Here is a 25,392-nt window from a genome sequence, read left to right on the forward strand (position 1 = left end):
CGTCCGGCGTTTGAGGACATCTTTTCGGGGGTCCAGGGGGCGGAGCCCCATGGTTTCGGGAAGGGGTGCCCGCGCGCGGAGCGCGCTAATAGGCGCAGTGGGGAAAGCCCCGCAGGGTCCGCCTACGCCGAGAGGGGGAACTCGTCCCCCAGCTCACGGAACACCTGCGTATTCAAAGCGAAAGCGCGCTTGCATTCGTCCACGATCCGCTGCCGCTCAAGCTCATCGGGAACAACCTCCCCGAGCCCGTCGAGCCACTCCCGGTAGCCCCGCTTGAACGCGGCCGGGTTCGAGATCCCCTCGAAGACGTAGAAGCGGACGCCGTCGCCCTTGCGGGCGAAGCCCCACGTCTGCTCCGCCTTGCCGCGGATGATCTGGCCACCGGAGAGATCGCCCAGGTAGCGGGTGTAGTGGTGGGCGACATAACCGCCGGGCCACTCCTGCGCGCACTCCGCGACCCGCGCCGCGTACGCCGCGGTGGCGGGCAGGGGGGCGGCCCAGGACTTCCACCCGGCGCCCCGCAGATGGGCCAGGTCCCGCTCCAGTTCCGCGACGCGCAGCAGCTCGGGCCGGATGAACGGCCCGGCGACCGGATCATCGCGCAGGGCGTCGGCGCCCTCCTCCAGGGCGCGGTACACGAACCACAGCTGTTCCGTGTAGCGCGCGTACGCGTCGACGCCCAGCCTGCCGCCGAGCAGGTCGCTCATGAACGTCGAGGTCTCCGCCTCCGTGTGCTGCTCGTGCGACGCGGTGCGGATGACCGTGGAGAACGGATCCATGAGGGACCTCCGAAGCCGAAGAAAGCGCGGGAAAGCGAGGGAACGCGGAATCCCGACGGATGGCGGGAACCAGTACGACCGCTACCGATCATCTAAGTTAGGCTTACCTAAGTCAACTGGTTCCCGACGTCCTGTCGGTAAAAACGCTACCCGCTCAGAGGTCAGGGAAGCGTGAGAATCTCTGTTCCGCTGTCCGTCACCACGAGTGTGTGCTCGAACTGCGCGGTGCGCTTGCGGTCCTTCGTCACGACCGTCCAGCCGTCGTCCCACATGTCGTAGTCGTGGGTGCCGAGGGTCAGCATCGGCTCGATGGTGAACGTCATGCCGGGCTTGATCACCGTCGTCGCGTGCGGGCTGTCGTAGTGCGGGACGATCAGGCCGGAGTGGAACGACGTGTTGATGCCGTGGCCGGTGAAGTCGCGGACGACGCCGTAGCCGAAGCGCTTGGCGTACGACTCGATGACGCGGCCGATGATGTTGATCTGGCGGCCGGGCTTGACCGCCTTGATGGCGCGGTCGAGCGACTCGCGGGTCCGCTCGACCAGGAGCACGGACTCCTCGTCGACGTCCCCGACCAGGTACGTGGCGTTGTTGTCGCCGTGCACGCCGCCGATGTACGCGGTCACGTCGAGGTTGATGATGTCGCCGTCGTTCAGGACGGTGGAGTCCGGGATGCCGTGGCAGATGACCTCGTTGACGGAGGTGCACAGCGACTTCTTGAAGCCGCGGTAGCCGAGCGTGGAGGGGTAGGCGCCGTGGTCGCACATGTACTCGTGGGCGACGCGGTCCAGCTCATCGGTGGTCACGCCGGGTGCGATGTGCTTGGCGGCCTCGGCCATCGCGCGCGCGGCGATACGGCCCGCGGTGCGCATCAGCTCGATGGTCTCGGGGGTCTGCACCTCCGGCCCCGTGTACGGGGTGGGCGCGGGTTTCCCCACGTACTCCGGGCGCCTGATGTTTCCCGGGACGGGGCGGATGGGGGAGAGCTCCCCTGGGACGAGCAGTGACTGGCCAGACATGCCAGCGAGTCTAACCAGCGGTCGTGGGGCAGCATGGCGGGAGAGAGAGGAGCAGACCATGCCACTGTTCAAGAAGCGGACCGCCGGCAAACCGGGCGAGTGGTACTACTGCCTGGAGCACAAGACGGTCGAGGAGGGCCCCGACTGTCCCGGCAAGGACCGCTTCGGGCCCTACGCGTCGCGCGAGGAGGCCCAGCGCGCGATGGAGACCGCCGCCGAGCGGAACCTGGAGTGGGAGACCGACCCGAAGTGGCACGACAAGGACCCCGGCAGCTCCTGATCCGCCACCGGGGTCCCTGATCCGTCACCGGGGTCCCCTGATCCGCCGCCGGGATGCAGCCGGCTACCGGGCGGCGGAGACCTCCCGGCGGCGGGCCGCGTCCTCGTCCGTGCTCGCGTCGTACGACACCAGCTTCGGCAGCAGCGCGGTCAGCGCCGCGACCGAGGCCACGCAGGCGAGGCCGCCGGACCAGATCGCGGTGCGGGTGCCGGTCCAGCCGGCGGCGGCCCCGGCGCGGACCTGGCCCAGCTGCGGGCCGACGCTGTAGCTGAGCACCTCTATGCCCGCGAGCCTGCCGCGCAACTCGTCGGGGATCGTCTGGTTCCAGATGGTGGAGCGGCCGAGCCCGCTGAGCATGTCGCCCGCCCCGGCCAGGGCCAGGCACACCAGGACCACCCAGACGTTCCCGAACCATCCGGCGGCCGTGATCGCCAGGCCCCATCCCGCCGCCCCGGACACCACGAGCAGCCCGTGCCGCCGTACGCGTGACGTCCACCCGCTGGTCAGGCTGAGCAGCAGCGAGCCGACCGCGCCGGCCGCGTACATCAGGCCGAGCGACCACTCGGCGTCAAGATCTTCCGCGAGGAACGGGAAGATCGTGTTCGGGAAGGCGAAGAACATCGCCGCCATGTCGATCGCGTACGTGCCGAGCAGTACCGGCCGCGACCAGGCGTACCGCGCGCCTTCCGCGAGACCCCGCAGGGACGGCTTCTCCGCGTCGTGCGCGGGAGGCGCGGGCGCGATGCGGCCGCACAGGGCCACGGAGGCGGCGAAGGAGACCACCGTGATCGCGTACGCGGGCGCGTGCCCGGCGTAGGCGACGACCAGGCCCGCGAGCGAGGGGGCCGCGATCGCGCCGACGTTCCAGCGCAGGGAGTTGAGCGCCGCTGCCGCGGTGAGCTGGTCGTGCGGCACGATGCGGGCCATCAGGGAGTCCAGGGCGGGGCGTTGCAGCCCGGCGAGCGCGGAGACTCCCGCGGCGACCACGTACAGCGGCCACAGCAGGGGCTCGGGGAGCAGCGCGTTCGCGAGCAGCACGGCCGCGAGGAGGCCGAGCCCCGCCTCGGTCAGGAGGATCACCTTGCGCCGGTCGACCGCGTCGGCAAGCGCGCCGCCGTACAGCCCGAAGACGATCAGCGGCACCAGCTCGACCGCGCCCATCGCCCCGACGGCGAGCGGCGAGTCGGTGAGGTCCTTGATCTGCAACGGCAGCGCGACCAGGGCCATGAAGCTGCCGAAGGTGGTGACGAGCCCCTGGACCCAGAGCAGCCGGAAGTCACGCGTGGAACGCCAGGGGGAAAGATCGGGCAACACGGAGGAGAGAGACACGAACAGCCATGCTCAGCGCCGCGGGCGGCGTGGGCAACAGAATTTCCCGGCCGGCCGGGGGCGCTTGCGATGCGGGCCGGAGCCCCCCCGGGCCGGGCGGGGCGCCCCGCGCCCACCTGAACCGCCGCTTCGCGGCGGCCCGGAGCAGGTGGTGCCACCACCTCGCAGCCGGCAGCCCCGGCAGGCGGGCTCACCACCGTGCCGGAGGTGGGGACGTCAGTTGGTCGGCCAGGCGGGAGAGGCGGTCGCGCAGGCCGCGCCGGCCCCGCGGAGCCGGGAGGGCGTTCTCGCCCGCCGCCGCGCTCACCAGATGCTGGACCATGTCGAGGTCGAGGTCCGGAGACTCCGGTACGGCGAGCGCCTCGTGCGCCATGGCCCGCAGATCCCCGTGCCCCGAACCCAGGGCGAGCACCGTCGCCCCCGCCGCGCGAGCGTCGTGCACTCGCTCCAGGAGCCCCGCCCCCGGCGGCTGCGCGGGCGTGTCCGGTGCCACCACGAGCAGCGTCTCGCCGCGCCGCGCCGCCTCGATCCGGCCGAGCCCCGTCGAGAGATGGGCGGGATCCCCCTCCCGTACCCGGTGGCGTACGAGCGTCGGCGTCAGTTCCGGCGTCCCCGACCACGCCGCCTCGTCCACGAGGTGCGCGGCCAGATGCCAGGGCTCGTACTCCTCCGTGCCCACCAGGAGCAGCCCGCCCCCGTGCGGCACCACGGAGGACCGCAGCGTCCCCGCGAAGCGGCGCGTCGCGCCCACCCACTCGGTTCCGGCGAGCACTTCGCGAAGGAGCGCGACCCGTACGGCGTCCATGGGGCCGCATCTTGCCTCAACGGGTGAGTCGTCAGGCGGAGTTCACCGGGAATTCGCCCGAGGTGGGGACGGACCGGAGATGGCTGATGAGACAAGTGTTCCTTTCCGTGCCGGACGCGAGGGCTACGCGAGCTTCCGCATCCCGGCCGTCGTGCGCACGAACTCCGGCACCCTGCTCGCCTTCTGCGAGGGCAGGGTCGGCTCGCAGGACGACTTCGGCAACATCGACGTGGTGCTGAAGCGGTCCGCCGACGGCGGCCGCACCTGGGGACCGCTCCAGGTCGCCGTCAAGAACGGCGCCGATCTGGCGGGCAACCCCGCCCCCGTCGTCCTCGGCACCGGCCGCGTCCTCCTCGTACACGTCCGCAACGCCGCCGCCGCGACCGAGGACGCCATCCGCCGCGGCAAGGTCTCCGCGGCGAACGGCCGCCGGGTCTGGGTCCAGCACAGCGACGACGACGGCCTGACCTGGTCGGCGGCCAGGGAGATCACCGGCCAGGCGAAGAAGGCGAGCTGGCGGTGGTACGCGACCACGCCGGGCCACGCGATCCAGCTGGGCGAAGGCAGCGCCGCCGGCCGGATCGTCGTGCCCGCCAACCACTCCCTGCCGCCCTCCGGCACGGACAACGGCACCGAGGGCAAGTACAACGGCGGCCACTGCCTGCTCAGCGACGACCTCGGCCAGACCTGGCGCATCGGCTACATCGACGACAACACCGACGGCTATGTGAACGTCAACGAGACCACCGCGGCCGAACTCCCGGACGGAAGGCTCTACTTCAACACCCGCAACGACTCCCCGGCCCCCGGCACCCGGGGCGACGCCCACTCCGCGGACGGCGGCCAGAGGCTGGTCAAGCCGTTCCGGCCGCAGGCGGGCCTCGTCGGCCCCGTCGTCGAATGCAGCGTGCTCCAGCTGCGTACGCCGGACGTGCTGCTGTTCTCCGGACCCGCCGACCCCGGCTTCCGCGCCCTGATGACGGTGCGCCGCAGCCGCGACGGCGGCATCACGTGGCAGGACGCGTACACGGTGGACGGACTGCCCGCCGCGTACTCCGATCTCGTCCGCGCCGACGACGAGACCGTCGGACTCCTCTACGAGACGGGTGACTTCAGCGCGTACGAGACGATCACCTTCCGGCGTATACCGGTGGCCGCGCTGGCCTGAGGCGGGCGGCGGCCGGGCGGTGAGTAAGGTCGGCCGCATGACCTCTAACGACAGTGTGCAGAAGGCTCCGGCCAAGGACCCGTGGGAGCTGCCCGACGTCTCCGGGCTCGTCGTCGGCGTACTCGGCGGCACCGGCGACCAGGGCCGCGGCCTCGCCTACCGCCTCGCCCGCGCGGGCCAGAAGGTGATCATCGGCTCCCGTGCGGCCGAGCGGGCGCAGGCCGCCGCCGACGAGCTCGGCCACGGCGTCGAGGGCGCCGAGAACGCCGAGTGCGCGCGGCGCAGCGACATCGTGATCGTCGCCGTGCCGTGGGACGGGCACGGCAAGACCCTGGAAGCGCTGCGCGAGGAGCTGAGCGGCAAGCTCGTCGTCGACTGCGTGAACCCGCTGGGCTTCGACAAGAAGGGCGCCTACGCCCTGAAGCCCGAGGAGGGCAGCGCGGCCGAGCAGGCCGCCGCCCTGCTTCCGGACTCCAGGGTCACGGCCGCCTTCCACCACCTGTCGGCCGTCCTGCTCCAGGACGCCGCCGTCGAGGAGATCGACACCGACGTGATGGTCCTGGGCGAGGTCCGCGCCGACACGGACATCGTCCAGGCGCTCGCCGCCCGCATCCCCGGTATGCGGGGCGTCTTCGCGGGGCGGCTGCGCAACGCGCACCAGGTCGAGTCCCTCGTGGCCAACCTGATCTCCGTGAACCGGCGCTACAAGGCGCACGCGGGGCTGCGCGTGACCGACGTCTAGGACGTAGCGGGCATGGGGGACACTGGGTGCGGACGCCGTTGACGTACGTCGCTGCGCGCGGTGTCCCCGCGTCACCCGAACCGACCCCCGACAGGAGCCGACCCCAATGCCCCGCCTCGCTCTCTACGCCCTCACGGTCTGCGCCCTCGCCGTCGCGGCGGCCGTTGTCTCCTTCGCCCGGGGCAACTGGATCGGCGTCGTCTGGGTGCTGCTCGCGGGGCTCTCGTCGAACATGGCGTGGTACTACCTGCGCCGGGCGAAGGCCCAGCGGGACGCCGCGCGGACCGCTACGGGCTGAGCGTCTACGGGTTGAGCGTGCAGTACTGGCTCGCGTCGCCGTCCCAGAAGCGGTAGAAGTCCTGACCGCAGTACGTTTCGAGATCGCCCACGCCGAGGCCGCGCAGGATCGCGTCGATCGCGTCGAAGAACGCGCCGTTGACCTCGGGGATCCACAGGATGCCGAAGACGGCGATCAGGCCGAACGGCGCGAACGGCTCCACCTGGCGGCGGATCTTGTGCGAGAGCCAGGGCTCGATCACGCCGTAGCCGTCCAGGCCGGGGATGGGCAGCGAGTTCAGGATCGCGGCCGTTACCTGGAGAAGGGCCAGGAAACCGAGCGCGAACCGGAAGGTGTCCGGGACGCCGGAGAGCGCGTCGAGCCAGAAGGGCGCGGTGCAGACGATCGCGAAGGCCACGTTCGTCAGTGGTCCCGCGGCCGAGATGAGGCTGTGCTTCCACTTGCCGCGGATCCGGCCCCGCTCGATGAAGACGGCGCCGCCGGGCAGGCCGATGCCGCCCATGATCACGAAGAGCACCGGGAGCACGATGCTGAGCAGCGCGTGCGTGTACTTGAGCGGGTTGAGGGTCAGATAACCCTTCGCGCCGATGGAGATGTCGCCGCTGTGCAGGGCGGTGCGGGCGTGCGCGTACTCGTGCAGACAGAGCGAGACGATCCAGGCGGCCGTCACGAAGAGGAAGACGGCGAGCCCGGGATTGTCCGCGAATCCGGTCCACACGGCCCAGCCGGAGACCGCGGTGACGGCGGCGATCCCGAGGAAGACGGGACTGATCCGCCGGTCGCTGCGTCGAGTGGGAGCGATGGTCATGGAGTGGGGCTCCTGGATCTGGCGGGCCGGTTGTCGTACGGGACCGTACCCCGGTGTACGCCGAAAACGTCTCGCACTCGGTGGGGAGTTCCGGGGAAGGTGGGGGCATGGCGCTGTGGAACGTGATGTACGACGACTGGCAGATGGAGTGCTGCGGGACGCCGTTCTCCGTGGGGGACGAGGTGGCGTGGCAGCTGGGCGGCGGCCCGGCGCTCTACTCCGTGGAACGGCACGGGAAGTACGGGCCCGACACGGTGGGGGTTGTGCGGTCGATCCAGCTGGTGACGCAGGGCTTCGCGCTGCGGGCGGGCACGTACGAGCCGGTGGAGGGGGAGAGGTCGCTCCGCCCGGTGGAGAAGTGCCCGAAGTGGTTCACGGACCCGGTGGAGGGCTGCCGGGAGAAGGGACACTTCCGCAGGGAGGTGGGCGTGCTCGTCTCCCTGGAGGTGCAGGAGGACACGGCCTGACCCCCGGATGAGCCGGCACCCGGGAACACGGGCCGAGGTGGGGACTCACGCCCCGCCGGACGCCCACGGCACACCGGGACCCCCGCCACAAACCCCGCCCGTCCCACGACCACTCTGCGCGCGGCTCGCGCCAACCCTCGAAACCGTCCCCGACCGCCCTGCGCGCCGCCCGCCCCGCCCTCGATACCGCCCCCGACCACCCTGCGCGCCGCCCGCCCCGCCCCCGACCCTCCGCCAGCCATCGCCCCGTCCGCCGCCCCGGCCCCGCAGTGCTTTCGGCCCGGCGCGGCATCTGACATCGCTCCGCACCTCCACCAGAGACAATGGACCCCGTGCGCTATCGCATTCTCGGCACCACCCAGGCATTTCACGCCGACGGAACTCATGCCCCCGTCGGCGGCTCAAGGCTGCGCGCTCTTCTGACGGTCCTTGCCCTGCGCGCTCCCCGCCCTGTCCCGGTGGCCGTGCTCGTCGGCGAGGTATGGGACGGTGATCCGCCCGCCGACGCGACCGGGGCGGTGCAGGCGCTCGTGGGGCGGCTGCGCAGGGCCATCGGCGCCGACGCGATCGCCTCGACCGACGGCGGATACCGGCTGTGTGCCGCGCCGGACGACATCGACCTGTACCGCTTCGACCGGCTCGCGCGCGAAGGCGCGGACGCCCTCGCGGACGGTGACGCGGCCAAGGCCGCCGCGGTCCTGGACGACGCGCTGGCCCTCTGGCAGGGGCCCGTGCTCGCCGACCTCCCGGACCGCACGGCGGAGGCCGCCCGGTGGGAGTCCCGCCGCCTCGAAGCCCGCCGCGCGAGGCTGGCCGCGGCGCTCGCGCTGGGCCGGGCCGAGCAGGTGCTGCCCGAGCTCGCCGCCCTGTGCGACACCCACCCCCTGGACGAGCCGCTGCAAGCCCTGCGGCTGCGGGCCCTGCGCGACGCGGGCCGCCCGGCCCAGGCACTCGCCGCCTACGACGGCGTACGACGGCTCATCGCGGACCGCATCGGAGCCGACCCGGGCCCGGAACTCCGCGCGCTGCACGAGGAGTTGCTCCGGAGTGACGCCCCGCCGCAGCCGCCCCCGGCCAAGCCCCGCCCGCCGCAGAGACCGCAGGGCAACCTGCGCGCCAGGCTCACCTCCTTCGTCGGCCGCGAGGGCGACATCGAGACCATCCGCGGCGACCTGGAGCGCGCCCGCCTCGTCACGCTGCTCGGCCCCGGCGGCGCCGGCAAGACGCGGCTCTCGCAGGAGGTCGCGGAGGCCCACGCGGACGGCGTGCCCGACGGCGTATGGCTGGCGGAACTCGCGCCGGTCGAGGACCCCGACGCCGTGCCCGAGGCGGTCCTCACCGCGCTCGGCGCCCGTGAGACGGTGCTGCGCGGCGCGGGCGCCGAAGAGCTGCGGGCGGTGTCGGAGCGGCACGGCGACGACCCCGTCGTACGCCTCACCGAACACTGCGCCGCGCGCCGCATGCTCCTGATCCTCGACAACTGCGAGCACGTCATCGACGCCGCGGCCCGCCTCGCGGACCGGCTGCTCGCGCACTGCCCCGGCCTCACCGTCCTCGCCACCAGCCGTGAACCCCTCGGCGTACCGGGGGAGTTGCTGCGCCCCGTGGAGCCGCTGCCCGAGCCCATCGCCCTGCGCCTGCTCGCGGACCGCGGCGCGGCGGCCAGGCCGGGCTTCCGCATCGAGGACGACGAAGCCGCCGCCGCCGAGATCTGTCACCGGCTCGACGGGCTTCCGCTCGCCATCGAACTGGCCGCCGCCCGGCTGCGCGTGCTCACCCCGCGCCAGATCGCCGACCGCCTCGACGACCGCTTCCGCCTCCTGACGAACGGCGCCCGCACGGTCCTGCCCCGCCAGCAGACGCTGCGCGCGGTCGTCGACTGGTCCTGGGACCTCCTCGACGACCCCGAACGCGCCGTCCTGCGCCGCCTCTCCGTCTTCGCGGGCGGCTGCGACCTGGCCGCCGCCGAAGCGGTGTGCGGGGCGCCGCCCCTCCACCGGCCGCTCGACGTCGCCGACGTGCTCGGCTCCCTCGTCGACAAGTCCCTCGTCGTCGCCGCCCCAGCACAGCGGGGCGGCATGCGCTACCGGCTGCTCGAAACCGTCGCGGAGTACGCGGGCGAACGGCTCGACGAGGCCGGTGACCGCGACGCCGCCGAACGGGCCCACCTCGTGTACTTCCGGGAGTTCGCCCGGCTCACCGAACCGCGGCTGCGGGGCGGCGGCCAGCGGGAAGCCGTCGAGGGCCTGGAGATCGAGTACGAGAATCTGCGCACCGCCCTGCGGCACGCGGTCGCCGCCGGGGAGGAGCAGGAAGCGCTCTGCCTCGTCCTCTCGCTCTCCTGGTTCTGGACGATCCGCGACCTGCGCGTCGAGATCCGCAACTGGTCCCGTGACGTCGTGGCCCTCGGCCCCGACCCCTTCGCCCGCCCCGTCACCCCGGTGGAACCGCTCTACGAACGCTGCACGGACAGCCCGCCGCCCATGCGCCCCGAGGTGCTCCAGGAGGCGCGGCGCGGAGTCCACCTCATCCAGCTGTCCTGCATGGACATGAACCTGGAGGCCTGGCAGACGCCGGAGGCCGTCGAAAAGCTCGCGGGCATCCGGGAGGCGTACCGGCCGGGTCTTCCGCAGACCTGCTGGTCGCCGGGGAGCCTGTGGTTCTTCGCGGTGATGCTCGAAGGAGACATCACCCGGCTGTACGAGATCATCGACGCGACCATCGCCTCCTGCCGCGAACTCGGCTACGACTGGGAGCTCGCCGCGTCCCTGCAACAGCGCGCCAACATCCGCGCCAACCGCGCCGACTGGGCGGGCGACGCCCGCCGTGACGCCGACGAGTCCCTGGAGATCTTCACCCGGCTCGGCGACGTGTGGGGCATGGCCGAGGCGCTCTCCTCGCGCGGCGAGGCGCACGAGCGGCGCGGCCGCTACACCCTGGCCGCCGAGGACTTCGGCGCCGCCATCGAGCACGCGGAGACGCTGGGCGCCCCCGCGCAGGTCAGTGTGCTCATGGCCCGGCTCGGGGGAGTGCTCGCCGAGGCGGGGGAACTGGCCAGGGGCGAGGAACTGCTCTGGGCGGTCATGGAGCGTGACGGCGTCAGCAGCAGCAACGGCGAGTCGATGCCCGCCGCCCGGTTCTTCCTCGTGGACCTGCTCGGCCGTACGGGCCGCTCCGCCGAGGCCCGTGAACAACTGCGGCTGCTGCGGGAGGATTTCAAGGCCGTCGAGTTCGTCATCTTCGAGGGCTTCATGCTGGGCGCCGAGGCGTGGCTCGACACCGTGGACGGCCGCCATGCGGAGGGGCTCGCCGTGGCGCGCTCCGCGCTCGACAAGTCCCTCGACCCGCTGACCAAGATGATGGCGCCGCAGATGACCTCCGTGCATCTCACCACCGCCGCCCGTGCCCTGGCCGCGCTGGAGGACGGCCGGTACGCCGCCGACGCCGCGCGGCTGATCGCCGTCGCCCGCCGTGAGCTGCCGCCGGGTCACTTCGCCGCCGCCGCGGAGCGCGAGATCAACACGGCCGCCGAGGGGTCGGCGCGTGCGGCACTGGGTGACGCCGTGTACGAGACCGCGTACGCGGAAGGCGGCGAACTCTCCCTGGAGGAGGCCGCCGCCCTCTGTGACAAGTACATCAAGTAGCCCGCGGGAGATCCGCCGGTCAGCTCTTGGTGCGGAACTTGTGGATGGCGATCGGCGCCATCACGACCGTGAGCACCACCGACCAGCCGACCGTCACCCAGATGTCGTGGGCGACCGGGCCGCCCACCATCAGGCCGCGCGCGGAGTCCGCGAGCGAGGACAGCGGGTTGTAGTCGGTGAAGGCCTGGAGCCAGCCCGGCATCGACTGCGTCGGCGCGAAGATCGACGAACCGAACTGGAGCGGCATCAGGACCAGGAAGCCCATCGCCTGCACGGACTGGGCGCTCTTCAGCGCGACGCCGAGGACCAGGAAGATCCACATGATGGCCGACCCGAAGAGTGCGGAAAGGCCCACAGCGGCGAAGAGACCGCCCCAGTTGGTGATGTCGAAGCCCACCAGGACACCGACGACCATCATGACCGCCGTGGCGACGAGCATCCGCATGAGCTCCACCACGATCTTGGCGAAGAGCACCGAACCCTGACCGATCGGCAGGGTGCGGAAGCGGTCCATGATGCCGTTCTGGAAGTCCTGGTTGAAGCCGGTGCCGACGGCCATGGCGATGTTCATGCTCATCATCGCCATCATGCCGGGCACCACGTACTGCACGTACTGGTCCTGGCCGCCGCCGAGCGCCTGACCGATGGAGCCGCCGAAGACGTACACGAACAAGAGCGTGAAGATGATCGGCATCAGGATCGCGTCGAGCATCGACTCCGGGTCCTGGCGGATCCACAGGAGGTTGCGGCGGACCAGGGCGCTGGTGTGGCGCACGTGGTCGCGAAGGCCGATGCGGGCATCCGCCTCGCCCTGGTGGAGGGGCGGCGTGAGAGTGGTGGTGCTCATACGGCAACCTCCTCGAGTTCGGGGCGTGCGTCCTGCGGGGCGCTGGCCTTCTGGCCGGTGATGGAGAGGAACACCTCGTCCAGGCTGGGCAGTTCGGTGGCGATCGAGCCGATCGTGATGCCGCGCGCGGTGACCGCGCCGACCACGGCAGTGAGCTGTTCGTCGCTGAGGATCGGCACCAGGACCGTGCCGGACTCGGCGTCAACGGTGGAGGTGGCGAGGCCGGTCAGGCCCATGTCGTCGAGCGCACCGGCCAGCGGGCGCAGCTCCAGCGGGTCGGCCGGGCGGATGCGCAGGGTGCGGCCGCCGACCTTCGCCTTCAGCTCGTCGATGCCGCCGTTGGCGATGACCTTGCCGCGGTCGATGACGGTCAGCTCGGAGGCCAGCTGCTCGGCCTCCTCCATGTACTGCGTGGTGAGCAGCACGGTGACGCCGTCGGTGACCATGCGCTTGACCTCGGCCCACACCTCGTTGCGGGTGCGGGGGTCGAGGCCGGTGGTCGGCTCGTCGAGGTAGAGGACGGAGGGGCTGCCGATCATCGACGCCGCGAGGTCGAGGCGCCGGCGCATGCCGCCGGAGTACGTCTTGGCGGGGCGGTTCGCCGCCTCGGTGAGGGAGAACCGCTCCAGGAGCGCGTCGGCCTTCGACCTCGACTCCTTGCGGGAGAGGTCGAGGAGCCGCCCGATCATGTACAGGTTCTCGCGCCCGGAGAGCTTCTCGTCCACGGCCGCGTACTGGCCGGTCAGGCCTATGACGCGGCGGAGCTGGCGGGGCTGGCGCACGACGTCGTAACCGGCGACGACGGCCGAGCCCGAGTCCGGGACGACGAGGGTGGAGAGGCAGCGGACGAGAGTGGTCTTGCCGGCGCCGTTCGGACCGAGGACGCCGAGGACCGTGCCCGGGCGTACGTCGAGGTCCACGCCGTCCAGTGCTTTGGTCTCGCCGTAGTGCTTGACCAGTCCCCTCACGGTGACGGCGCTTCCGGCGCCGCCGGGGATGTTGTCGATTCGCTTCATGCCGTAAGACTGGCAGCCCCCACCGACAAACCACCGACAGCCCGCCTACACCTCGCCGGTGGGGCCGGCCGCGTCCTGTCCCGCCGCTTCGCGGCGGATCTCTCCCGCCCGCCCACCCGTTGCTCCGCGGGGGAAAACGGACAGCCCGTCGACGGGGGAAATCGACGGGCTGCCGGTGGTGCCGCTATGGCTTGTACGGCGGTGGTCAACCGCCCCGCGGTGCTAGTGGACCGAGTGCTCCGCGGCGGGGAACGTGCCGCCCACGACGTCCTCCGCGAACGCCTTGGCCGCGCCGCTCATCACGTTGCGCAGCTCCGCGTACTGCTTCACGAAGCGCGGCATCTTGCCGCCGGTAAGGCCCAGCATGTCCGTCCAGACCAGGACCTGCGCGTCGCAGGCCGCGCCCGCGCCGATGCCGACCGTAGGGATGTGCAGGGAGCGGGTGACCTCGGCCGCGAGCTCCGCCGGTACCAGCTCCAGGACCACCGCGAAGGCACCCGCGTCCTGCGCGGCCTTCGCGTCCCGCAGGAGCCGGTGCGCCGCCTCGTCGCCGCGGCCCTGGACGCGGTAGCCCATGGTGTTCACGGACTGCGGCGTGAGGCCGAGGTGGGACATGACGGGGATGCCGGAGGAGACGATCAGCTCGGTCTGGGCGAGCGAGCGCTCGCCGCCCTCCAGCTTCACCGCGCCGACCCCGGCCTCCTTCACCAGGCGCGTCGCGGAGCGGAGGGCCTGGACGGGCCCTTCCTGGTACGAGCCGAAGGGCAGGTCGCCGACGATCAGGGCGCGCGAGGTGCCCCGTACGACGGCCGCGGACAGCATGGTCATCTCGTCGAGCGTGACGGGCACGGTCGTCTCGTACCCGAGGTGGCAGTTGCCCGCCGAGTCGCCGACCAGCATCACGGGGATGCCGGCCTCGTCGAAGACGGACGCGGTCATCGCGTCGTAGGCGGTGAGCATGGGCCACTTCTCGCCCCGCTCCTTGGCGGCGGTGATGTCCCGGACGGTGATGCGGCGGGAGCTCTTGCCTCCGTACAGCGCCTTGCTGCTGTCGGCGGACTGGCTCGCGGCGGGACCCGCAGGCTGGTTCTGGGCAGCCGGAAGTTGCGTCATCGCAACGGCTCCTTCTGTTATCTCGAGGCGCCCTGACGGCGTCCCCGGATCTCCTCCATGGTGGCATCGCGTGCCGCAAGTCGGCTAGTGGCCCCTTCGGTAAAGTCTTTACAATACGAGACGGTCTCGTATCGGAATGGCTCTAGGCTTGACGGCATGACTACTCCCGACGTCACCACCCCGCGCATACCGGAGGCCGTGCACCGGCGCCGCTGGGCGATCCTCGGCGTCCTGATGCTGAGCCTGCTGATCGTGGTGCTCGACAACTCGATCCTGAACGTCGCCATCAAGACGATCTCGACCCCGGAGCCCACGGGCCTGGGGGCCACCCAGGGCGACCTGGAGTGGGCGATCAACTCCTACACGCTCGTCTTCGCCGGGCTCCTCTTCACGGCGGGCCTGCTCGGCGACCGGCTCGGCCGCAAGAAGATGCTGCTCGTCGGCCTCGCCGTCTTCGGCATCGGCTCCGCGCTCGCCGCCGAGTCGGGCTCACCCGTCCAACTCATCCTGTTCCGCGCGGTGATGGGCCTGGGCGCCGCCTTCGTGATGCCCGCCACCCTCGCCGTCCTGATGAACGTCTTCGAGCGCGAGGAGCAGCCCAAGGCCATCGGCATCTGGGCGGGCGGTGTCGGCCTCGCCATCGCGATCGGGCCCATCACCGGCGGTGTCCTGCTCGACCACTTCTGGTGGGGCTCGGTCTTCCTGGTGAACGTGCCGATCGTGATCGTCGCCATCGGCCTGATGATCTGGCTCGTCCCCGAATCGCGCGACCCGAAGCCCGGCCGCATCGACCTGGTGGGCGTGGGCCTGTCCATCGTCGGCCTCGTCCTGCTCGTCTACGGCATCATCAAGGGCGGCCAGCTCGCCGACTTCACCGACCCCAAGGTCCTGGGAACCATCGTCGCGGGCATCGCCGTACTCGTCGGCTTCGTGCTGCACGAGAAGCGCAGCGACCACCCGTCCATCGACATCTCGTACTTCAAGAACCGCATCTTCTCGGCGGCGATCAGCTCCCTCGCGCTCGTCTTCTTCGCGCTGATGGGCGTGACGTTCTTCGCGGTCTTCTACACGCAGAGCGTGCGCGGCTACTCCCCGCTCCAGACCGGCCTGCTCATGCTGCCGCTCGCCGCGGCGCAGCTCATCTTCGCGCCGCGCGCCCGCCTCGTCGTCGACCGCTTCGGTGTCCGCGCCGTGTGCGCGGGCGGCCTGCTGCTCCTGGCCGCGATGCTCGCCGCGTTCACGATCCTGGAGGCCGACACGCCGATCTGGATCCTGGAGGTCATGTTCTTCCTGATGGGCACCGGCATGGCGCACATCATGACGCCCGCCAGCGTCGTCATCATGCAGGCCCTGCCCCGCGAGAAGGCGGGCTCCGCCTCCGCGCTGAGCAACACCTTCCGGCAGGTCGGCGGCGCCCTGGGCATCGCGGTGCTCGGCTCCGTGCTCTCCGCGGCCTACCGCAGCGGCGTGGAGGACAAGCTGACCCTGCTGCCCGCCGACATCCGGCACACCGCGGGCGAGTCCATCGAGGCCACCCTCGGAGTCGCCGCCAAGCTCGGCCCGCGCGGCGAACCCCTGGTCACCGCGGCCCACGACTCGTTTCTGCACGCCATGCACGTCACGGCCCTGTGCGGCGCGGGCGTCGCCCTGATCGGCGTCGTGGTCGTCGCCCTGTTCCTGCCGGGCCGCACGCCCGTGGAGCCGGAGCCCGAGCAGCGGGAGGCCGACCCGGTGGGCGCCGGGCACTGACCGCTCCCCGGCAGGGACAATCGAAGCGGCGGACGACGAGAGGCGGAGCAGACGTGGGCCACATCGCCAAAGCAGTGCGGGGGCGCCCCCGGAGCGAGGCCGTGGAGCGGTCGATCGTCGAGGGCGTCCTGAAACTGATCGAGGACGGTGAACCCCTCGCCGAGATCTCCATCGAACGGATCGCGCGCACGGCGGGTGTGGGCAAGGCCACCATCTACCGCCGCTGGAGCGGCAAGGAGGAGCTTTTCGTCGACATCCTGCGCGGCTTGGACGACCCTCCGCCCGAGCTCCCCGGAGAGTCCATGCGCGGCGACATCATCGTCTGCCTGGAGCACCTGCGCATGCGCGGCGTGAACCTGCGCTCGTCCGCGCTGCTGCACAACGTGTTCGCGCAGATGAAGAGCCTGCCGAAGCTGTGGGAGGCGTATCACTCGACCGTCGTCGAACCCCAGCGCCGCGTCATGCGCGAGGTGCTGCGCCGGGGCGTGGAGAACGGCGAACTGCGCGCGGACGTCGACATCGTGCTCGTCAACGACCTCTTCGTGGGGCCCATGCTCGTGCGCACCATCCTGCGCTCCGACGCACCCCTCCACGAGGGTCTCCCCGAGCAGATCGTGGACACCGTGCTTGAGGGACTGCGGCCCACGGGGTGAATGTGCGCGTTTCGTCACAGCCGACCCGTTGTGCGGGGAGATGTGGAACCCGCTGAGCCGCGCAGTTCGTCATCGTCCCGTACGGCCGTCGCGGACGGCAGGGAGGACACCCGTTTATCGCCTAGGGTTTCAGGGGCGAGGACGGTTGCACGGCACCAGTGAGGCGACGAGCGTATGGCGCAGGCGTATGTGACGGAGACAGGCAGCGGGGGCACGGGGCCCGGCCGCCAGGGGTCCCGGTTCCGGCGCCTGGTCGACGGGTGGCGCGGAGACCGGGGCATCTGGAAGCGCGGCCTCGTCACGGCCGGGGTCGCGGTCCTGCTCTCCCTGGTGATGCTCTTCCACGCACAGATCCCCAACGGCGTCGGAAACCTCGGCAGTCTCATCGAGACGTTCCTGCCCTGGCTCGGCGTGCTGATTCCGGTCCTGCTCGTCGTCGGCTTCGTCCGCAAGTCCGCCACCGCACTGATCGCCGTGCTGCTGCCCGCGGTCATCTGGGTGAGCTCCTTCGGCGGCCTGATCACCGGCAAGTCCGCCACCGGCGGCGATCTGACGGTCGCCACCCACAACGTGAACGCGGACAACACCGACCCGTCGGGCACCGCCCGTGACGTCGCCGCGTCCGGTGCCGACGTGGTGGCCCTGGAGGAACTCACGGCGAACGCCGTCCCGACGTACGAGAAGGCCCTGGCCGGCACGTACAAGTACCACTCGGTGCAGGGCACCGTCGGCCTGTGGAGCAAGTACCCCCTGACCGGCACCAAGCCCGTGGACATCAAGCTGGGCTGGGTCCGCGCGATGCGGACGACGGTCGTCACCCCCAAGGGCGAGGTCGCCGTCCACGTCGCCCACCTGCCTTCGGTGCGGGTCAAGCTCGACGCGGGCTTCACCGCCAACCAGCGTGACGCGAGCGCCGACGCGCTCGGCGAGGCGATCGCCGACGAGAAGCTCTCCAAGGTCGTGCTGCTCGGCGACCTGAACGGCACGATGAACGACCGGGCCCTGAACGCGGTCACCGCGCAGATGCGCTCCACGCAGGGCGCGGCGGGGGACGGCTTCGGGTTCAGCTGGCCGGCGTCGTTCCCGATGGCACGGATCGACCAGATCATGGTGAAGGGCGTCGAGCCGGTGTCGTCCTGGACACTGCCGGAGACGACGAGCGACCACCTGCCCATCGCGGCGCGGCTGGAGCTCTAGCTCCGGGCGGGCGTGGGCGGGTGTCGCTCCCGCCACACCCGTTACTCCCGCCGCACCCGTTACTCCTGCCACATGGTGCACATCCGTTTTTAACCTCACGGAATACTGGGCCTGAGAGGGTTTGTTCCGTACGTAAACTTACGGAACACCCGTCCCCCCTTGCATCCCCTCCCCGATGCATCCCCTCATGCGCTCCCCCGGAAGGTTTTTCATGCCCCTGGCCCTGCTCGCCCTCGCCGTGGGCGCCTTCGGCATCGGCACGACCGAGTTCGTGATGATGGGCCTGCTGCCCAACGTCGCCGACGACCTGGGCATCTCCATCCCCACCGCCGGACACCTGGTCTCGGCGTACGCCCTGGGCGTCGTCATCGGTGCCCCGCTGCTCGCCGCGGTCACCGCGCGCATGCCGCGCCGCCGCGTCCTCATCGGCCTGATGGTGCTCTTCGTCGCGGGCAACGCGCTCTCGGCAGCCGCCCCCGACTACCACTGGCTGATGGCCGCCCGCTTCCTCAGCGGCCTGCCGCACGGCGCGTTCTTCGGCGTCGGCGCGGTGGTCGCCACCGGGCTGGTGGCTCCCGAGCGCAAGGCGCGCTCGGTCTCGCTCATGTTCCTCGGCCTGACCGTCGCCAACATCGTCGGCGTGCCCGTGGCCACGGCCATGGGGCAGCAGCTCGGCTGGCGCGCCACGTTCCTCGCGGTCAGCGCGATCGGCCTGGCGGCCATCGCCGCGCTCGCCTTCCTCGTCCCCGCCGACCACGCCCACGGCGAGAGCGGCGGCCTGCGCGGCGAGCTGCGGGCGCTGCGCAGCGTGCCGGTCTGGCTGGCGCTCGGCACGACCGTCGCCGGCTTCGGGGCGCTGTTCTCCGCGTACAGCTATGTGACGCCCATGCTCACGGACGCGGCGGGCTACGCCGAATCCAGCGTCACGCTGCTGCTCGCGCTGTTCGGCGTCGGCGCCACGGCGGGCAACCTGCTCGGCGGCCGGCTCGCCGACCACTCCCTGCGGGGCACGCTCTTCGGCGGGCTGACCGCCCTGGTCGTCGTCCTCGCCTTCTTCCCGCTCATGATGGGGGCGGCGTGGAGCGCGGCGATCGCGGTGGCGCTGCTCGGCATGGCGGCGTTCACGACGGGCTCGCCGCTCCAGCTGATGGTCATGGAGAAGGCGTCCGCGGCTCCGTCCCTGGCCTCGTCCGCGAACCAGGCGGCGTTCAACCTCGCCAACGCGGGCGGCGCCTGGATCGGCGGCATCGCGCTCGCAGCGGGCTTCGGCGTGACGTCGCCCGCGGTGGCGGGGGCGTTCCTCGCGGTCCTCGGGCTTGCTGTCGCGGGGGTGGCCTACGTGGTGGACCTGCGGTCGCCCGCGGTCGGCACCGGCCGCCTGGTGGCGGCGCACTCGGTGTCCGACCGCGAGACGACCCACGCCGGGTAGTCGGGCGGGGGCGCGAGGGTTCAGACGGAACTCTCGCGCCACCGGTTGGTGATCGGCAGCCGCCTGTCCTTGCCGAAGCCCTTCGCGGAGATCTTCGTGCCCGGCGGGTACTGCCGCCGCTTGTACTCGGCGGTGTCCACCATCCGCAGCGTCTTCACGACCAGCTCCCGGTCGTACCCGGCGGCGACGATCGCGTCGGCGCCCTGGTCGCGGTCCACGTACATCTCCAGGATCGCGTCGAGGACGGGATAGTCCGGCAGCGAGTCCGTGTCCACCTGGCCGGGCCGCAGCTCCGCGCTCGGCGGCTTGCTGATGGAGTTCTCCGGGATCGGCGGCGTCTGTCCCCGGTCGACCGCCGCACGGTTGCGCCATTCGGCGAGCCGGAAGACCACGGACTTGTAGACGTCCTTGATCGGCCCGTACGCCCCCACCGAGTCGCCGTAGAGCGTCGAATAGCCCACCGCGAGCTCGGACTTGTTGCCCGGCGCGAGGACGATGTGGCCCTCTTGGTTGGAGAGGGCCATCAGCATCGTGCCGCGCAGCCGCGACTGGACGTTCTCCTCGGCCAGTCCGCTCAGCCCCAGGGAGCCCATGTACGCGTCGAACATCGGAGCGATCGGCACGGTACGGAAGTTGAGCCCCGTACGCCGGGCCAGGTCCTCCGCGTCGCTGATGGAGTGGTCCGAGGAGTAGCGGGACGGCATGGCGACGCCGTACACGTTCTTCGCGCCGAGTGCGTCGCAGGCGATCGCGGCGGTGAGCGCGGAGTCGATGCCTCCGGAGAGGCCGACCAGAACGCTGCTGAATCCGTTCTTCGCGGCGTACGCGCGCAGCCCGACGACCAGCGCCGAGTACACCTCTTCGTCGTCGTCGAGCCGCTCGGCATACCCGCCGGTGAGTTCCGGCTCGTACGCGAGGGGATCGTCGGAGAGGGTGACGTGCTCGATGCGCAGCCCGTCGTCGACGATCCCCGACGGCGGCTCGGGAGCGGCGGCGGGCAGCTCCAGATCGAGGACCACGCAGCCCTCGGAGAACTGCGGTGCCCGCGCGATGACTTCGCCGTCGCGGTCCACGACGAGCGAGTCGCCGTCGAAGACGATGTCGTCCTGGCCGCCGATCATCGCGAGGTAGGCGGTGGTGCAGCCGGCTTCCTGCGCGCGCTTGCGCACCAGCTCGAGACGCTGGTCGTCCTTGTTCCGCTCGTACGGCGAGGCGTTGATCGAGAGCAGCAGGCCCGCCCCCGCCGTGCGCGTGGCCGGGACCCGGCCGCCGTCCTGCCAGAGGTCCTCGCAGATGGCCAGCGCGACGTCGACGCCGTGCACCCGCACGACCGGCAGGGTCTCGCCCGGCACGAAGTAGCGGAACTCGTCGAAGACGCCGTAGTTCGGCAGGTGGTGCTTGGAGTACGTCAGGACGGCCTCGCCGCGGTGCAGCACGGCGGCGGCGTCCCGCGGGGCGCCCGCGGGCTGGCCGTACTTCGGCTTGGCCTCCTCGGTGCGGTCGAGATAGCCGACGACGACCGGCAGTTCGCCGTACCCCTCTTCGTTCAGCCGCGCGGCGAGCGTGCGCAGCGCGGCCCGCGAGGCGTCGACGAAGGACGACCGCAGGGCGAGGTCCTCGACGGGGTAGCCGGTCAGCGCCATCTCGGGAAACGCGACGAGGTGCGCTCCCTGCTCGGCGGAGTGCCGGGTCCAGCGGACGATCGCCTCCGCATTCCCGGCGAGATCGCCGACGGTCGAGTCGATCTGATTCAGGGCGAGGCGTAGTTGAGGCACGGAGCCCAGTCTAATCGTCAGAGCGACGCGATGTCCTGTGCGACGGGTGTGGGGCGCCCCACGCGGGGGCGCCCCACGGGCTCGGCGCCGGTCAGGCGCGGTAGCCGAGGACCGTCATCATGCCTGCCTCCGAGTGGTACACGTTGTGGCAGTGGATCATCCACAGGCCCGGGTTGTCGGCGTCGAAGTCCACCGTCAGGGTGCCGTTCGGCAGGATGACCGCGGTGTCCTTGCGGGGGCCGTCCGGTGTGTTGGCCAGGGTGAAGGTGTGGCCGTGCAGGTGGAGCGGGTGCCACATCGCCGTCGAGTTGGCGAAGACAAGGCGGACCCGTTCACCCGCGCGGACCGGATGGCGCCGGTCGGGGGAGTAGGGCTTCTTGTCGAAGGCCCAGTCGTACTTCGCCATGCCGCCGGTCAGTTGGATCCTGATCGTCCGGTCCGGCTTGCGGGAGCGCAGTGCGACCTGCCGGTCCGCCCGCAGCTTGTCCGCCGTCAGAAGGCGGCCCTTCAGCTCCTTGGGGCGCACCGAGGGGCCGGGAGCCCCGCCGCCGCCCGTGCGCAGGACCGCGAGCGCCGCCGCCTTCTTGCCCTCGGCCGCCGCGATCAGCGGGAATGCGCCGTCCTTGGCGGTGACCAGGACGTCATAGCGCTCGCCCATGCCGAGCAGCAGCGCGTCCGTCTTCGCGTGCTCCACCGGGAAGCCGTCCGTGTGCGTCACCGTCATCTCGTGGCCGCCGAGCGCCACCCGGAAGGCCGTGTCGCCGCCTGCGTTGATGATGCGCAGGCGGATGCGGTCGCCGGGGCGGGCCCTGAAGGAGGAAGGGGCGTCCGGTGTGCGGCCGTTGATCAGGTAGTGCGGGTAGGCCACGTCGCCCGCGTCGCCGCCGAGGAGGTCGCTCTTGGCGCCCATCATCATGCGGGAGGGGCCTGAGGAGGCGGCTTCGGGCTCGGGCGTGGGGTCGGTGCCGGTCCGCAGCGCCATGTTCGACATGTCGTGGCCGCCCATGCCCTTCCTGAGCTCCGCGAGCACGCCGTCGGGTGTCGAGCCGTCCACCCCGTCGACCCAGTCGTCCAGGACGACGACCCACTCCTTGTTGTACTTCAGGGGCTCCTTGGGGTCCTCGACGATCAGTGGTGCGTACAGACCGCGGTCCTGCTGGGTGCCCGAGTGGGGATGGAACCAGTACGTCCCCGGGTGCGGCACCGCGAAGCGGTAGGTGAAGTCGGCGCCGGGTTTGATCGCCTTCTGGGTGAGGCCGGGGACGCCGTCCATGTCATTGCGCAGGGCCAGGCCGTGCCAGTGCAGGGACGTGGCCTGAGGGAGGTGGTTGGCGAGCGTGAGGGCGAGGGTGTCGCCCGCGGTGACGCGGACTTCCCTGCCGGGCAGCTGGTCGCCGTACGCCCAGGTCCTGACGCTGCGGCCGCCGAGGTCGAGCTCGGTCTTCGTGGCCGTGAGCTTCACCTCGCGGACCGTGCCGCCGCCCGCTCGCTTCTTCTCCGCGGCGGCGACTTCCTTGCCGGACGGGTCGACGTAGCCTTCTGGGCTGCCCTTGGATTCGGAGCCGCTGCCGTGTCCCGCGTGGCCGGTGGGGCCGGAGCCGGAACAGGCCGTCAGGAGTCCCGAACCGGCGACGGCGGTCGCGGCGCCGAGCAGGGTGCGGCGGGAGGGAGAGCGCAGGGGCTGACTGCCCCGGAGTTGATTGCGCATGGCTGAGTACACCTCGTCGTGGTGGTGCGTGCAGAGGGGCGCATCTGCTGTTTCGGACACACCGCTCGCGCCCGGAGGTTCCCGTCGGGAACCACACGGGTACGCGGGCAGGCGGGCAGCGCGAAACAGCCGGTGCGTCGGCCTAAATGCGCAGCACCGAGAGGCGGGAGAGGAGTATGCGGGGCGGCGGCGGGTTGGGCCGCAGGCCGTCGAGCAGCCGGGCGAGCGGTCGCGCGGCGACGGCGAAGCCGCCGGGCCGCAGCAGGCCCGCCCTGAGGAGCAGTACGAGGGTGAAGGCGGCGAGGACCGCCAGGCACACGGAGAGCGGGTCCATGCCGCCCGTGCCGGTGGCTCCGCTGTCGGCGATCGCGATCGCGTCCGCGGACGCGGGCGTGCCCGTCGCGCGGTGACCGGCGGCCTGTTCGGGGCCGCCGCCGTGAGCCGTCGAGAGGCTCACGGAGTGGCTCGTCGAAGGGGCCGGCGGGTGATGACTCGCGGAGTGGCCCGTCGGGTGGCCCAGCGTATGCATCGTCACGATGCCGAAGAGCAGGGCGGCGAGCAGCAGGAGCTGCCTGCCGTTCGCTGATCTCTTCGATCTCTCCGTGGCCACCATTGGGTGGAACCTTACCCCTGGCGGGTATGTGGCGACACGCGACCCCCCGGCACTCCACTGATCATGACCCCATGCTGAATACGGATAAACCGCAGCAGAACGTGACAGTCGCCGGGGGTCGTGTCGGGGGCGGTGTCGGGGGCGGTGTCACGAGCGGCGCCGCGAGTGCCGGGCCGGTCGCGGTCGTCGCGCTCCTGCTCGCGCTGGGCGCGCTCGCCTACAGCGCGTGGCTCCTCGAAGCCTTCCTCGGGACGGCGCTTTCGCCGGTGACCTCGTACGTCAGTGAACTCGCCGCCCTGGACCAGCCGTACGGCACGCTGTTCCGCACGACGGACCTGATCGCCGGGCTGCTCGTCCTCGCGGGCGCGGCGGGCGCGCTGCGGTGGCTGCCGCGCCGGCGGGTGACGGTCGTGGGGTGGGCGGGGATCGCGCTGTACGGGGCGGCCACCGCGGTCGACTCCCGGCTGCCGATGAGCTGCGCGCCGACCGCCGACGCGGCCTGCGAGGCCAGGGAGCGGGCGGGGCTCGTGCCCCTGGCGCACGCGGCGCACGTGGTGAGCAGCAGTGTCGCGGTGACGGGGGCGCTGGCGGGGATGGCGGCGCTGACGCTCGCGGCCCGGAGGTACGGGACCCTGCCGTCCCTGGCGGGTCCTCTCGGCCTCCTCCTCGTGTTCCTCGAACTGGCCGCCACCCTGTGGACCCTGACCGCCGTCGCCGCGTTCGACGCGGGGTACGGCACGTGGGCGATGGGGGCGGGGCAGCGGCTTCAGGTACTGCTGATCGCGGGGTGGCTGGGGCTGGTCGCGTGTGCGGTGGTGCGACGCGGATGAGCTTCGTACGGATCGCGGGCGGGGCCGGGGTCGGGTTCGGGGGAGTGCCGCACCACGTGGAGGTGACGGGGAGCGGGCCGGTGTGTGTGCTGAGCGCGGGGCTCGGGCTCGCGTGGTTCGACTGGGACCCGGTGGTGGAGCTCCTTGCCCCGTGGCGGACGGTGGTCCGCTTCGACCGGCCGGGGGCCGGGCTGAGCGGGCACGCGCGCGTGGCGCCCACGCTCGCGGGCGAGGCCGGGCGGATCGCGCGGGTCCTGGACGCGGTGGGCCTCTCCGGTCCGGCCACCGTGGTCGGGCACTCGCTCGCCGGCTTCCACTGCGAGGCGTTCGCCCGGCTCTTCCCCGCGCGTACGGCGGGCCTTGTCCTGGCCGACTCCAGCGTCGAGGAACGGCCGGGGGTACGGGTGCCGCGCCGGGTGCGGGTGGGGGCGGCGCGGATGTGCGGGGCGGTACTGGGCGGGGCGGGGCTGCCGCGGGCGGCGGGGCCCGTCCTGCGGAGGGCGGCGGTACGGGGGGACTCGGCGCCGGGGGATGCGGTGCGGCGGGTCTACGGGGCGAGCCGGGTGCTGCAGGGTGCGCTTCTGGAGTACGCCACGTACGGCGACCTGGCGACCGAACTCGACGCTCTCCGCCGGGAGTTCCCCCTGCGGGGGCGGCTCCCGGTGACGGTGCTGGCGGCGTACTCGCACGGCCCCACAACCTGGCTCACGCGCCAGCGGGGCCTGGCGGCGACCCTGGACGCGGCCTTCCACGTGGCACGCCCCTCGGGCCACCTCCTGATACGGGACGCGCCGCTGGCCGTGGCAGAGGCGGTGCTCACCACCCCACGCTGAGGCAACCCACAAAAGCCCGCCGCTCCGCGGCGGATCTTTTACCCCCCCCCCCCCCCGTTTGCCCCCGGGGGGGGGGGGGCCGGGGGGGGGGGGGGGGGGTAGGCGCTCGCCGTGCCCGTCGCTCAGCGGCGGATCTTTCCCGCCCGCCCGCCCGTTTGCCCCGCGGTGGCGGGGAGTGCGGGGGTGGGTCGTCGGCTGCCGGTGCTCTCCGTGCCTGCCGCTCTGCGGCGGGTCTTTCCCGCCCGCCCGCGCGTTTACCCCGCAGCGGATTCAACCCGCCCACCCCGCAC

The 25,392-nt window shown here is 71.8% G+C and carries 23 protein-coding genes; 12 read left to right on the forward strand and 11 right to left on the reverse strand.

Annotated features, from left to right (window positions below):
* Positions 1-122 precede the first annotated feature (122 nt).
* Entirely contained in the window at positions 123-779 is a 657-nt protein-coding gene (locus ACQKIP_RS14220; RefSeq protein WP_365852501.1) for a heme oxygenase (biliverdin-producing), read from the reverse strand.
* A 161-nt stretch (positions 780-940) separates the two neighbouring features.
* Positions 941-1,798 carry a type I methionyl aminopeptidase gene (map, locus tag ACQKIP_RS14225; RefSeq protein WP_361200825.1) on the reverse strand — a complete coding sequence of 286 codons (858 nt, stop codon included), beginning with the start codon at positions 1,796-1,798 and terminating at the stop codon, positions 941-943.
* A gap of 58 nt (positions 1,799-1,856) precedes the next feature.
* Between map and ACQKIP_RS14230 the strand changes: the two genes are divergently transcribed.
* Positions 1,857-2,078 (forward strand): hypothetical protein, encoded by a 222-nt coding sequence (locus ACQKIP_RS14230; protein WP_365852504.1) that lies wholly within the window; start codon positions 1,857-1,859, stop codon positions 2,076-2,078.
* A gap of 63 nt (positions 2,079-2,141) precedes the next feature.
* On the opposite strand, the gene ACQKIP_RS14235 is transcribed toward ACQKIP_RS14230, so the two are convergent.
* Together ACQKIP_RS14235 and ACQKIP_RS14240 are read right to left on the reverse strand one after the other, a co-directional pair.
* Entirely contained in the window at positions 2,142-3,413 is a 1,272-nt protein-coding gene (locus ACQKIP_RS14235) for an MFS transporter (RefSeq protein ID WP_365853434.1), read from the reverse strand.
* Positions 3,414-3,597: 184 nt separating this feature from the next.
* Positions 3,598-4,212 carry a hypothetical protein gene (locus ACQKIP_RS14240; protein ID WP_365852506.1) on the reverse strand — a complete coding sequence of 205 codons (615 nt, stop codon included), beginning with the start codon at positions 4,210-4,212 and terminating at the stop codon, positions 3,598-3,600.
* 79 nt (positions 4,213-4,291) lie between these two features.
* Between ACQKIP_RS14240 and ACQKIP_RS14245 the strand changes: the two genes are divergently transcribed.
* The 3 genes from ACQKIP_RS14245 to ACQKIP_RS14255 all read left to right on the forward strand — a co-directional run bounded on the left by ACQKIP_RS14245 (position 4,292) and on the right by ACQKIP_RS14255 (position 6,420).
* A complete protein-coding gene (locus ACQKIP_RS14245; RefSeq protein ID WP_365852508.1) occupies positions 4,292-5,380 on the forward strand; it encodes a sialidase family protein in 1,089 nt (362 codons plus the stop codon).
* Between the two features lie 37 nt (positions 5,381-5,417).
* The gene (gene npdG / locus ACQKIP_RS14250) at positions 5,418-6,122 is read left to right on the forward strand and encodes an NADPH-dependent F420 reductase (RefSeq protein WP_365852510.1); all 705 of its coding nucleotides are present in this window, start codon (positions 5,418-5,420) and stop codon (positions 6,120-6,122) included.
* A gap of 106 nt (positions 6,123-6,228) precedes the next feature.
* The gene (locus ACQKIP_RS14255; protein ID WP_365852512.1) at positions 6,229-6,420 is read left to right on the forward strand and encodes a hypothetical protein; all 192 of its coding nucleotides are present in this window, start codon (positions 6,229-6,231) and stop codon (positions 6,418-6,420) included.
* A gap of 4 nt (positions 6,421-6,424) precedes the next feature.
* On the opposite strand, the gene ACQKIP_RS14260 is transcribed toward ACQKIP_RS14255, so the two are convergent.
* The gene (locus ACQKIP_RS14260) at positions 6,425-7,228 is read right to left on the reverse strand and encodes a site-2 protease family protein (protein WP_365852514.1); all 804 of its coding nucleotides are present in this window, start codon (positions 7,226-7,228) and stop codon (positions 6,425-6,427) included.
* A 107-nt stretch (positions 7,229-7,335) separates the two neighbouring features.
* Between ACQKIP_RS14260 and ACQKIP_RS14265 the strand changes: the two genes are divergently transcribed.
* Positions 7,336-7,695 carry a DUF6578 domain-containing protein gene (locus tag ACQKIP_RS14265; RefSeq protein ID WP_365852516.1) on the forward strand — a complete coding sequence of 120 codons (360 nt, stop codon included), beginning with the start codon at positions 7,336-7,338 and terminating at the stop codon, positions 7,693-7,695.
* Positions 7,696-8,018: 323 nt separating this feature from the next.
* On the forward strand, positions 8,019-11,339 hold the full coding sequence (locus ACQKIP_RS14270; protein ID WP_365852518.1) for an AfsR/SARP family transcriptional regulator: 3,321 nt from the start codon (positions 8,019-8,021) through the stop codon (positions 11,337-11,339).
* Between the two features lie 19 nt (positions 11,340-11,358).
* Here ACQKIP_RS14270 and ACQKIP_RS14275 read toward each other — a convergent pair whose 3' ends face one another.
* From ACQKIP_RS14275 to panB, 3 genes are all read right to left on the reverse strand, one after another.
* Positions 11,359-12,186, reverse strand: coding sequence for an ABC transporter permease (locus tag ACQKIP_RS14275; protein ID WP_365852520.1), 828 nt, complete (start codon positions 12,184-12,186; stop codon positions 11,359-11,361).
* Positions 12,183-13,202 (reverse strand): ATP-binding cassette domain-containing protein, encoded by a 1,020-nt coding sequence (locus ACQKIP_RS14280; RefSeq protein WP_365852522.1) that lies wholly within the window; start codon positions 13,200-13,202, stop codon positions 12,183-12,185. The genes ACQKIP_RS14275 and ACQKIP_RS14280 overlap by 4 nt, the downstream gene beginning before the upstream one ends.
* Positions 13,203-13,424: 222 nt before the next feature.
* Positions 13,425-14,315, reverse strand: a complete 891-nt coding sequence (gene panB / locus ACQKIP_RS14285) for a 3-methyl-2-oxobutanoate hydroxymethyltransferase (RefSeq protein WP_361382325.1) — start codon at positions 14,313-14,315, stop codon at positions 13,425-13,427.
* 156 nt (positions 14,316-14,471) lie between these two features.
* On the opposite strand from panB, the gene ACQKIP_RS14290 reads away from it, so the two are divergent.
* The 4 genes from ACQKIP_RS14290 (at position 14,472) to ACQKIP_RS14305 (ending at position 19,343) form a co-directional block, all read left to right on the forward strand.
* Entirely contained in the window at positions 14,472-16,064 is a 1,593-nt protein-coding gene (locus ACQKIP_RS14290) for an MFS transporter (RefSeq protein ID WP_365852524.1), read from the forward strand.
* Between the two features lie 53 nt (positions 16,065-16,117).
* Positions 16,118-16,717, forward strand: coding sequence for a TetR/AcrR family transcriptional regulator (locus ACQKIP_RS14295; protein ID WP_365852526.1), 600 nt, complete (start codon positions 16,118-16,120; stop codon positions 16,715-16,717).
* Between the two features lie 174 nt (positions 16,718-16,891).
* Positions 16,892-17,914 (forward strand): endonuclease/exonuclease/phosphatase family protein, encoded by a 1,023-nt coding sequence (locus tag ACQKIP_RS14300; RefSeq protein WP_365852528.1) that lies wholly within the window; start codon positions 16,892-16,894, stop codon positions 17,912-17,914.
* A 211-nt stretch (positions 17,915-18,125) separates the two neighbouring features.
* Entirely contained in the window at positions 18,126-19,343 is a 1,218-nt protein-coding gene (locus tag ACQKIP_RS14305) for an MFS transporter (protein ID WP_365852530.1), read from the forward strand.
* Between the two features lie 20 nt (positions 19,344-19,363).
* Here the strand turns inward: ACQKIP_RS14305 and ACQKIP_RS14310 are convergent, their stop codons facing one another.
* The 3 genes from ACQKIP_RS14310 to ACQKIP_RS14320 all read right to left on the reverse strand — a co-directional run bounded on the left by ACQKIP_RS14310 (position 19,364) and on the right by ACQKIP_RS14320 (position 23,439).
* Positions 19,364-21,118, reverse strand: a complete 1,755-nt coding sequence (locus tag ACQKIP_RS14310; RefSeq protein ID WP_365852532.1) for an NAD+ synthase — start codon at positions 21,116-21,118, stop codon at positions 19,364-19,366.
* A gap of 91 nt (positions 21,119-21,209) precedes the next feature.
* Complete coding sequence (locus tag ACQKIP_RS14315) at positions 21,210-22,826, reverse strand: multicopper oxidase family protein (protein WP_365852534.1); 1,617 nt, start codon at positions 22,824-22,826, stop codon at positions 21,210-21,212.
* Between the two features lie 142 nt (positions 22,827-22,968).
* On the reverse strand, positions 22,969-23,439 hold the full coding sequence (locus ACQKIP_RS14320; RefSeq protein WP_365852536.1) for a DUF6153 family protein: 471 nt from the start codon (positions 23,437-23,439) through the stop codon (positions 22,969-22,971).
* A gap of 71 nt (positions 23,440-23,510) precedes the next feature.
* Between ACQKIP_RS14320 and ACQKIP_RS14325 the strand changes: the two genes are divergently transcribed.
* The gene (locus tag ACQKIP_RS14325; RefSeq protein WP_365852538.1) at positions 23,511-24,269 is read left to right on the forward strand and encodes a DUF998 domain-containing protein; all 759 of its coding nucleotides are present in this window, start codon (positions 23,511-23,513) and stop codon (positions 24,267-24,269) included.
* Positions 24,266-25,102: an alpha/beta fold hydrolase gene (locus ACQKIP_RS14330; RefSeq protein ID WP_365852540.1), complete on the forward strand. Its 837-nt coding sequence runs from the start codon at positions 24,266-24,268 to the stop codon at positions 25,100-25,102. The genes ACQKIP_RS14325 and ACQKIP_RS14330 overlap by 4 nt, the downstream gene beginning before the upstream one ends.
* Positions 25,103-25,392: the final 290 nt, after the last annotated feature.

Origin of the sequence: Streptomyces sp. NPDC059900, from assembly GCF_050270335.1 — a bacterium.
Classification (GTDB): Bacteria; Actinomycetota; Actinomycetes; order Streptomycetales; family Streptomycetaceae; genus Streptomyces.

Coding starts and splice junctions, on each gene's coding strand:
- ACQKIP_RS14305 (WP_365852530.1), top strand. CDS start 18,126: ATGCCCCTGGCCCTGCTCGCCCTCGCCGTGGGCGCCTTCGGCATCGGC.
- npdG (WP_365852510.1), top strand. CDS start 5,418: ATGACCTCTAACGACAGTGTGCAGAAGGCTCCGGCCAAGGACCCGTGG.
- panB (WP_361382325.1), bottom strand. CDS start 14,315: ATGACGCAACTTCCGGCTGCCCAGAACCAGCCTGCGGGTCCCGCCGCG.
- ACQKIP_RS14255 (WP_365852512.1), top strand. CDS start 6,229: ATGCCCCGCCTCGCTCTCTACGCCCTCACGGTCTGCGCCCTCGCCGTC.
- ACQKIP_RS14320 (WP_365852536.1), bottom strand. CDS start 23,439: ATGGTGGCCACGGAGAGATCGAAGAGATCAGCGAACGGCAGGCAGCTC.
- map (WP_361200825.1), bottom strand. CDS start 1,798: ATGTCTGGCCAGTCACTGCTCGTCCCAGGGGAGCTCTCCCCCATCCGC.
- ACQKIP_RS14325 (WP_365852538.1), top strand. CDS start 23,511: ATGCTGAATACGGATAAACCGCAGCAGAACGTGACAGTCGCCGGGGGT.
- ACQKIP_RS14315 (WP_365852534.1), bottom strand. CDS start 22,826: ATGCGCAATCAACTCCGGGGCAGTCAGCCCCTGCGCTCTCCCTCCCGC.
- ACQKIP_RS14275 (WP_365852520.1), bottom strand. CDS start 12,186: ATGAGCACCACCACTCTCACGCCGCCCCTCCACCAGGGCGAGGCGGAT.
- ACQKIP_RS14280 (WP_365852522.1), bottom strand. CDS start 13,202: ATGAAGCGAATCGACAACATCCCCGGCGGCGCCGGAAGCGCCGTCACC.
- ACQKIP_RS14220 (WP_365852501.1), bottom strand. CDS start 779: ATGGATCCGTTCTCCACGGTCATCCGCACCGCGTCGCACGAGCAGCAC.
- ACQKIP_RS14270 (WP_365852518.1), top strand. CDS start 8,019: ATGGACCCCGTGCGCTATCGCATTCTCGGCACCACCCAGGCATTTCAC.
- ACQKIP_RS14245 (WP_365852508.1), top strand. CDS start 4,292: ATGGCTGATGAGACAAGTGTTCCTTTCCGTGCCGGACGCGAGGGCTAC.
- ACQKIP_RS14300 (WP_365852528.1), top strand. CDS start 16,892: ATGGCGCAGGCGTATGTGACGGAGACAGGCAGCGGGGGCACGGGGCCC.
- ACQKIP_RS14260 (WP_365852514.1), bottom strand. CDS start 7,228: ATGACCATCGCTCCCACTCGACGCAGCGACCGGCGGATCAGTCCCGTC.
- ACQKIP_RS14290 (WP_365852524.1), top strand. CDS start 14,472: ATGACTACTCCCGACGTCACCACCCCGCGCATACCGGAGGCCGTGCAC.
- ACQKIP_RS14240 (WP_365852506.1), bottom strand. CDS start 4,212: ATGGACGCCGTACGGGTCGCGCTCCTTCGCGAAGTGCTCGCCGGAACC.
- ACQKIP_RS14330 (WP_365852540.1), top strand. CDS start 24,266: ATGAGCTTCGTACGGATCGCGGGCGGGGCCGGGGTCGGGTTCGGGGGA.
- ACQKIP_RS14230 (WP_365852504.1), top strand. CDS start 1,857: ATGCCACTGTTCAAGAAGCGGACCGCCGGCAAACCGGGCGAGTGGTAC.
- ACQKIP_RS14265 (WP_365852516.1), top strand. CDS start 7,336: ATGGCGCTGTGGAACGTGATGTACGACGACTGGCAGATGGAGTGCTGC.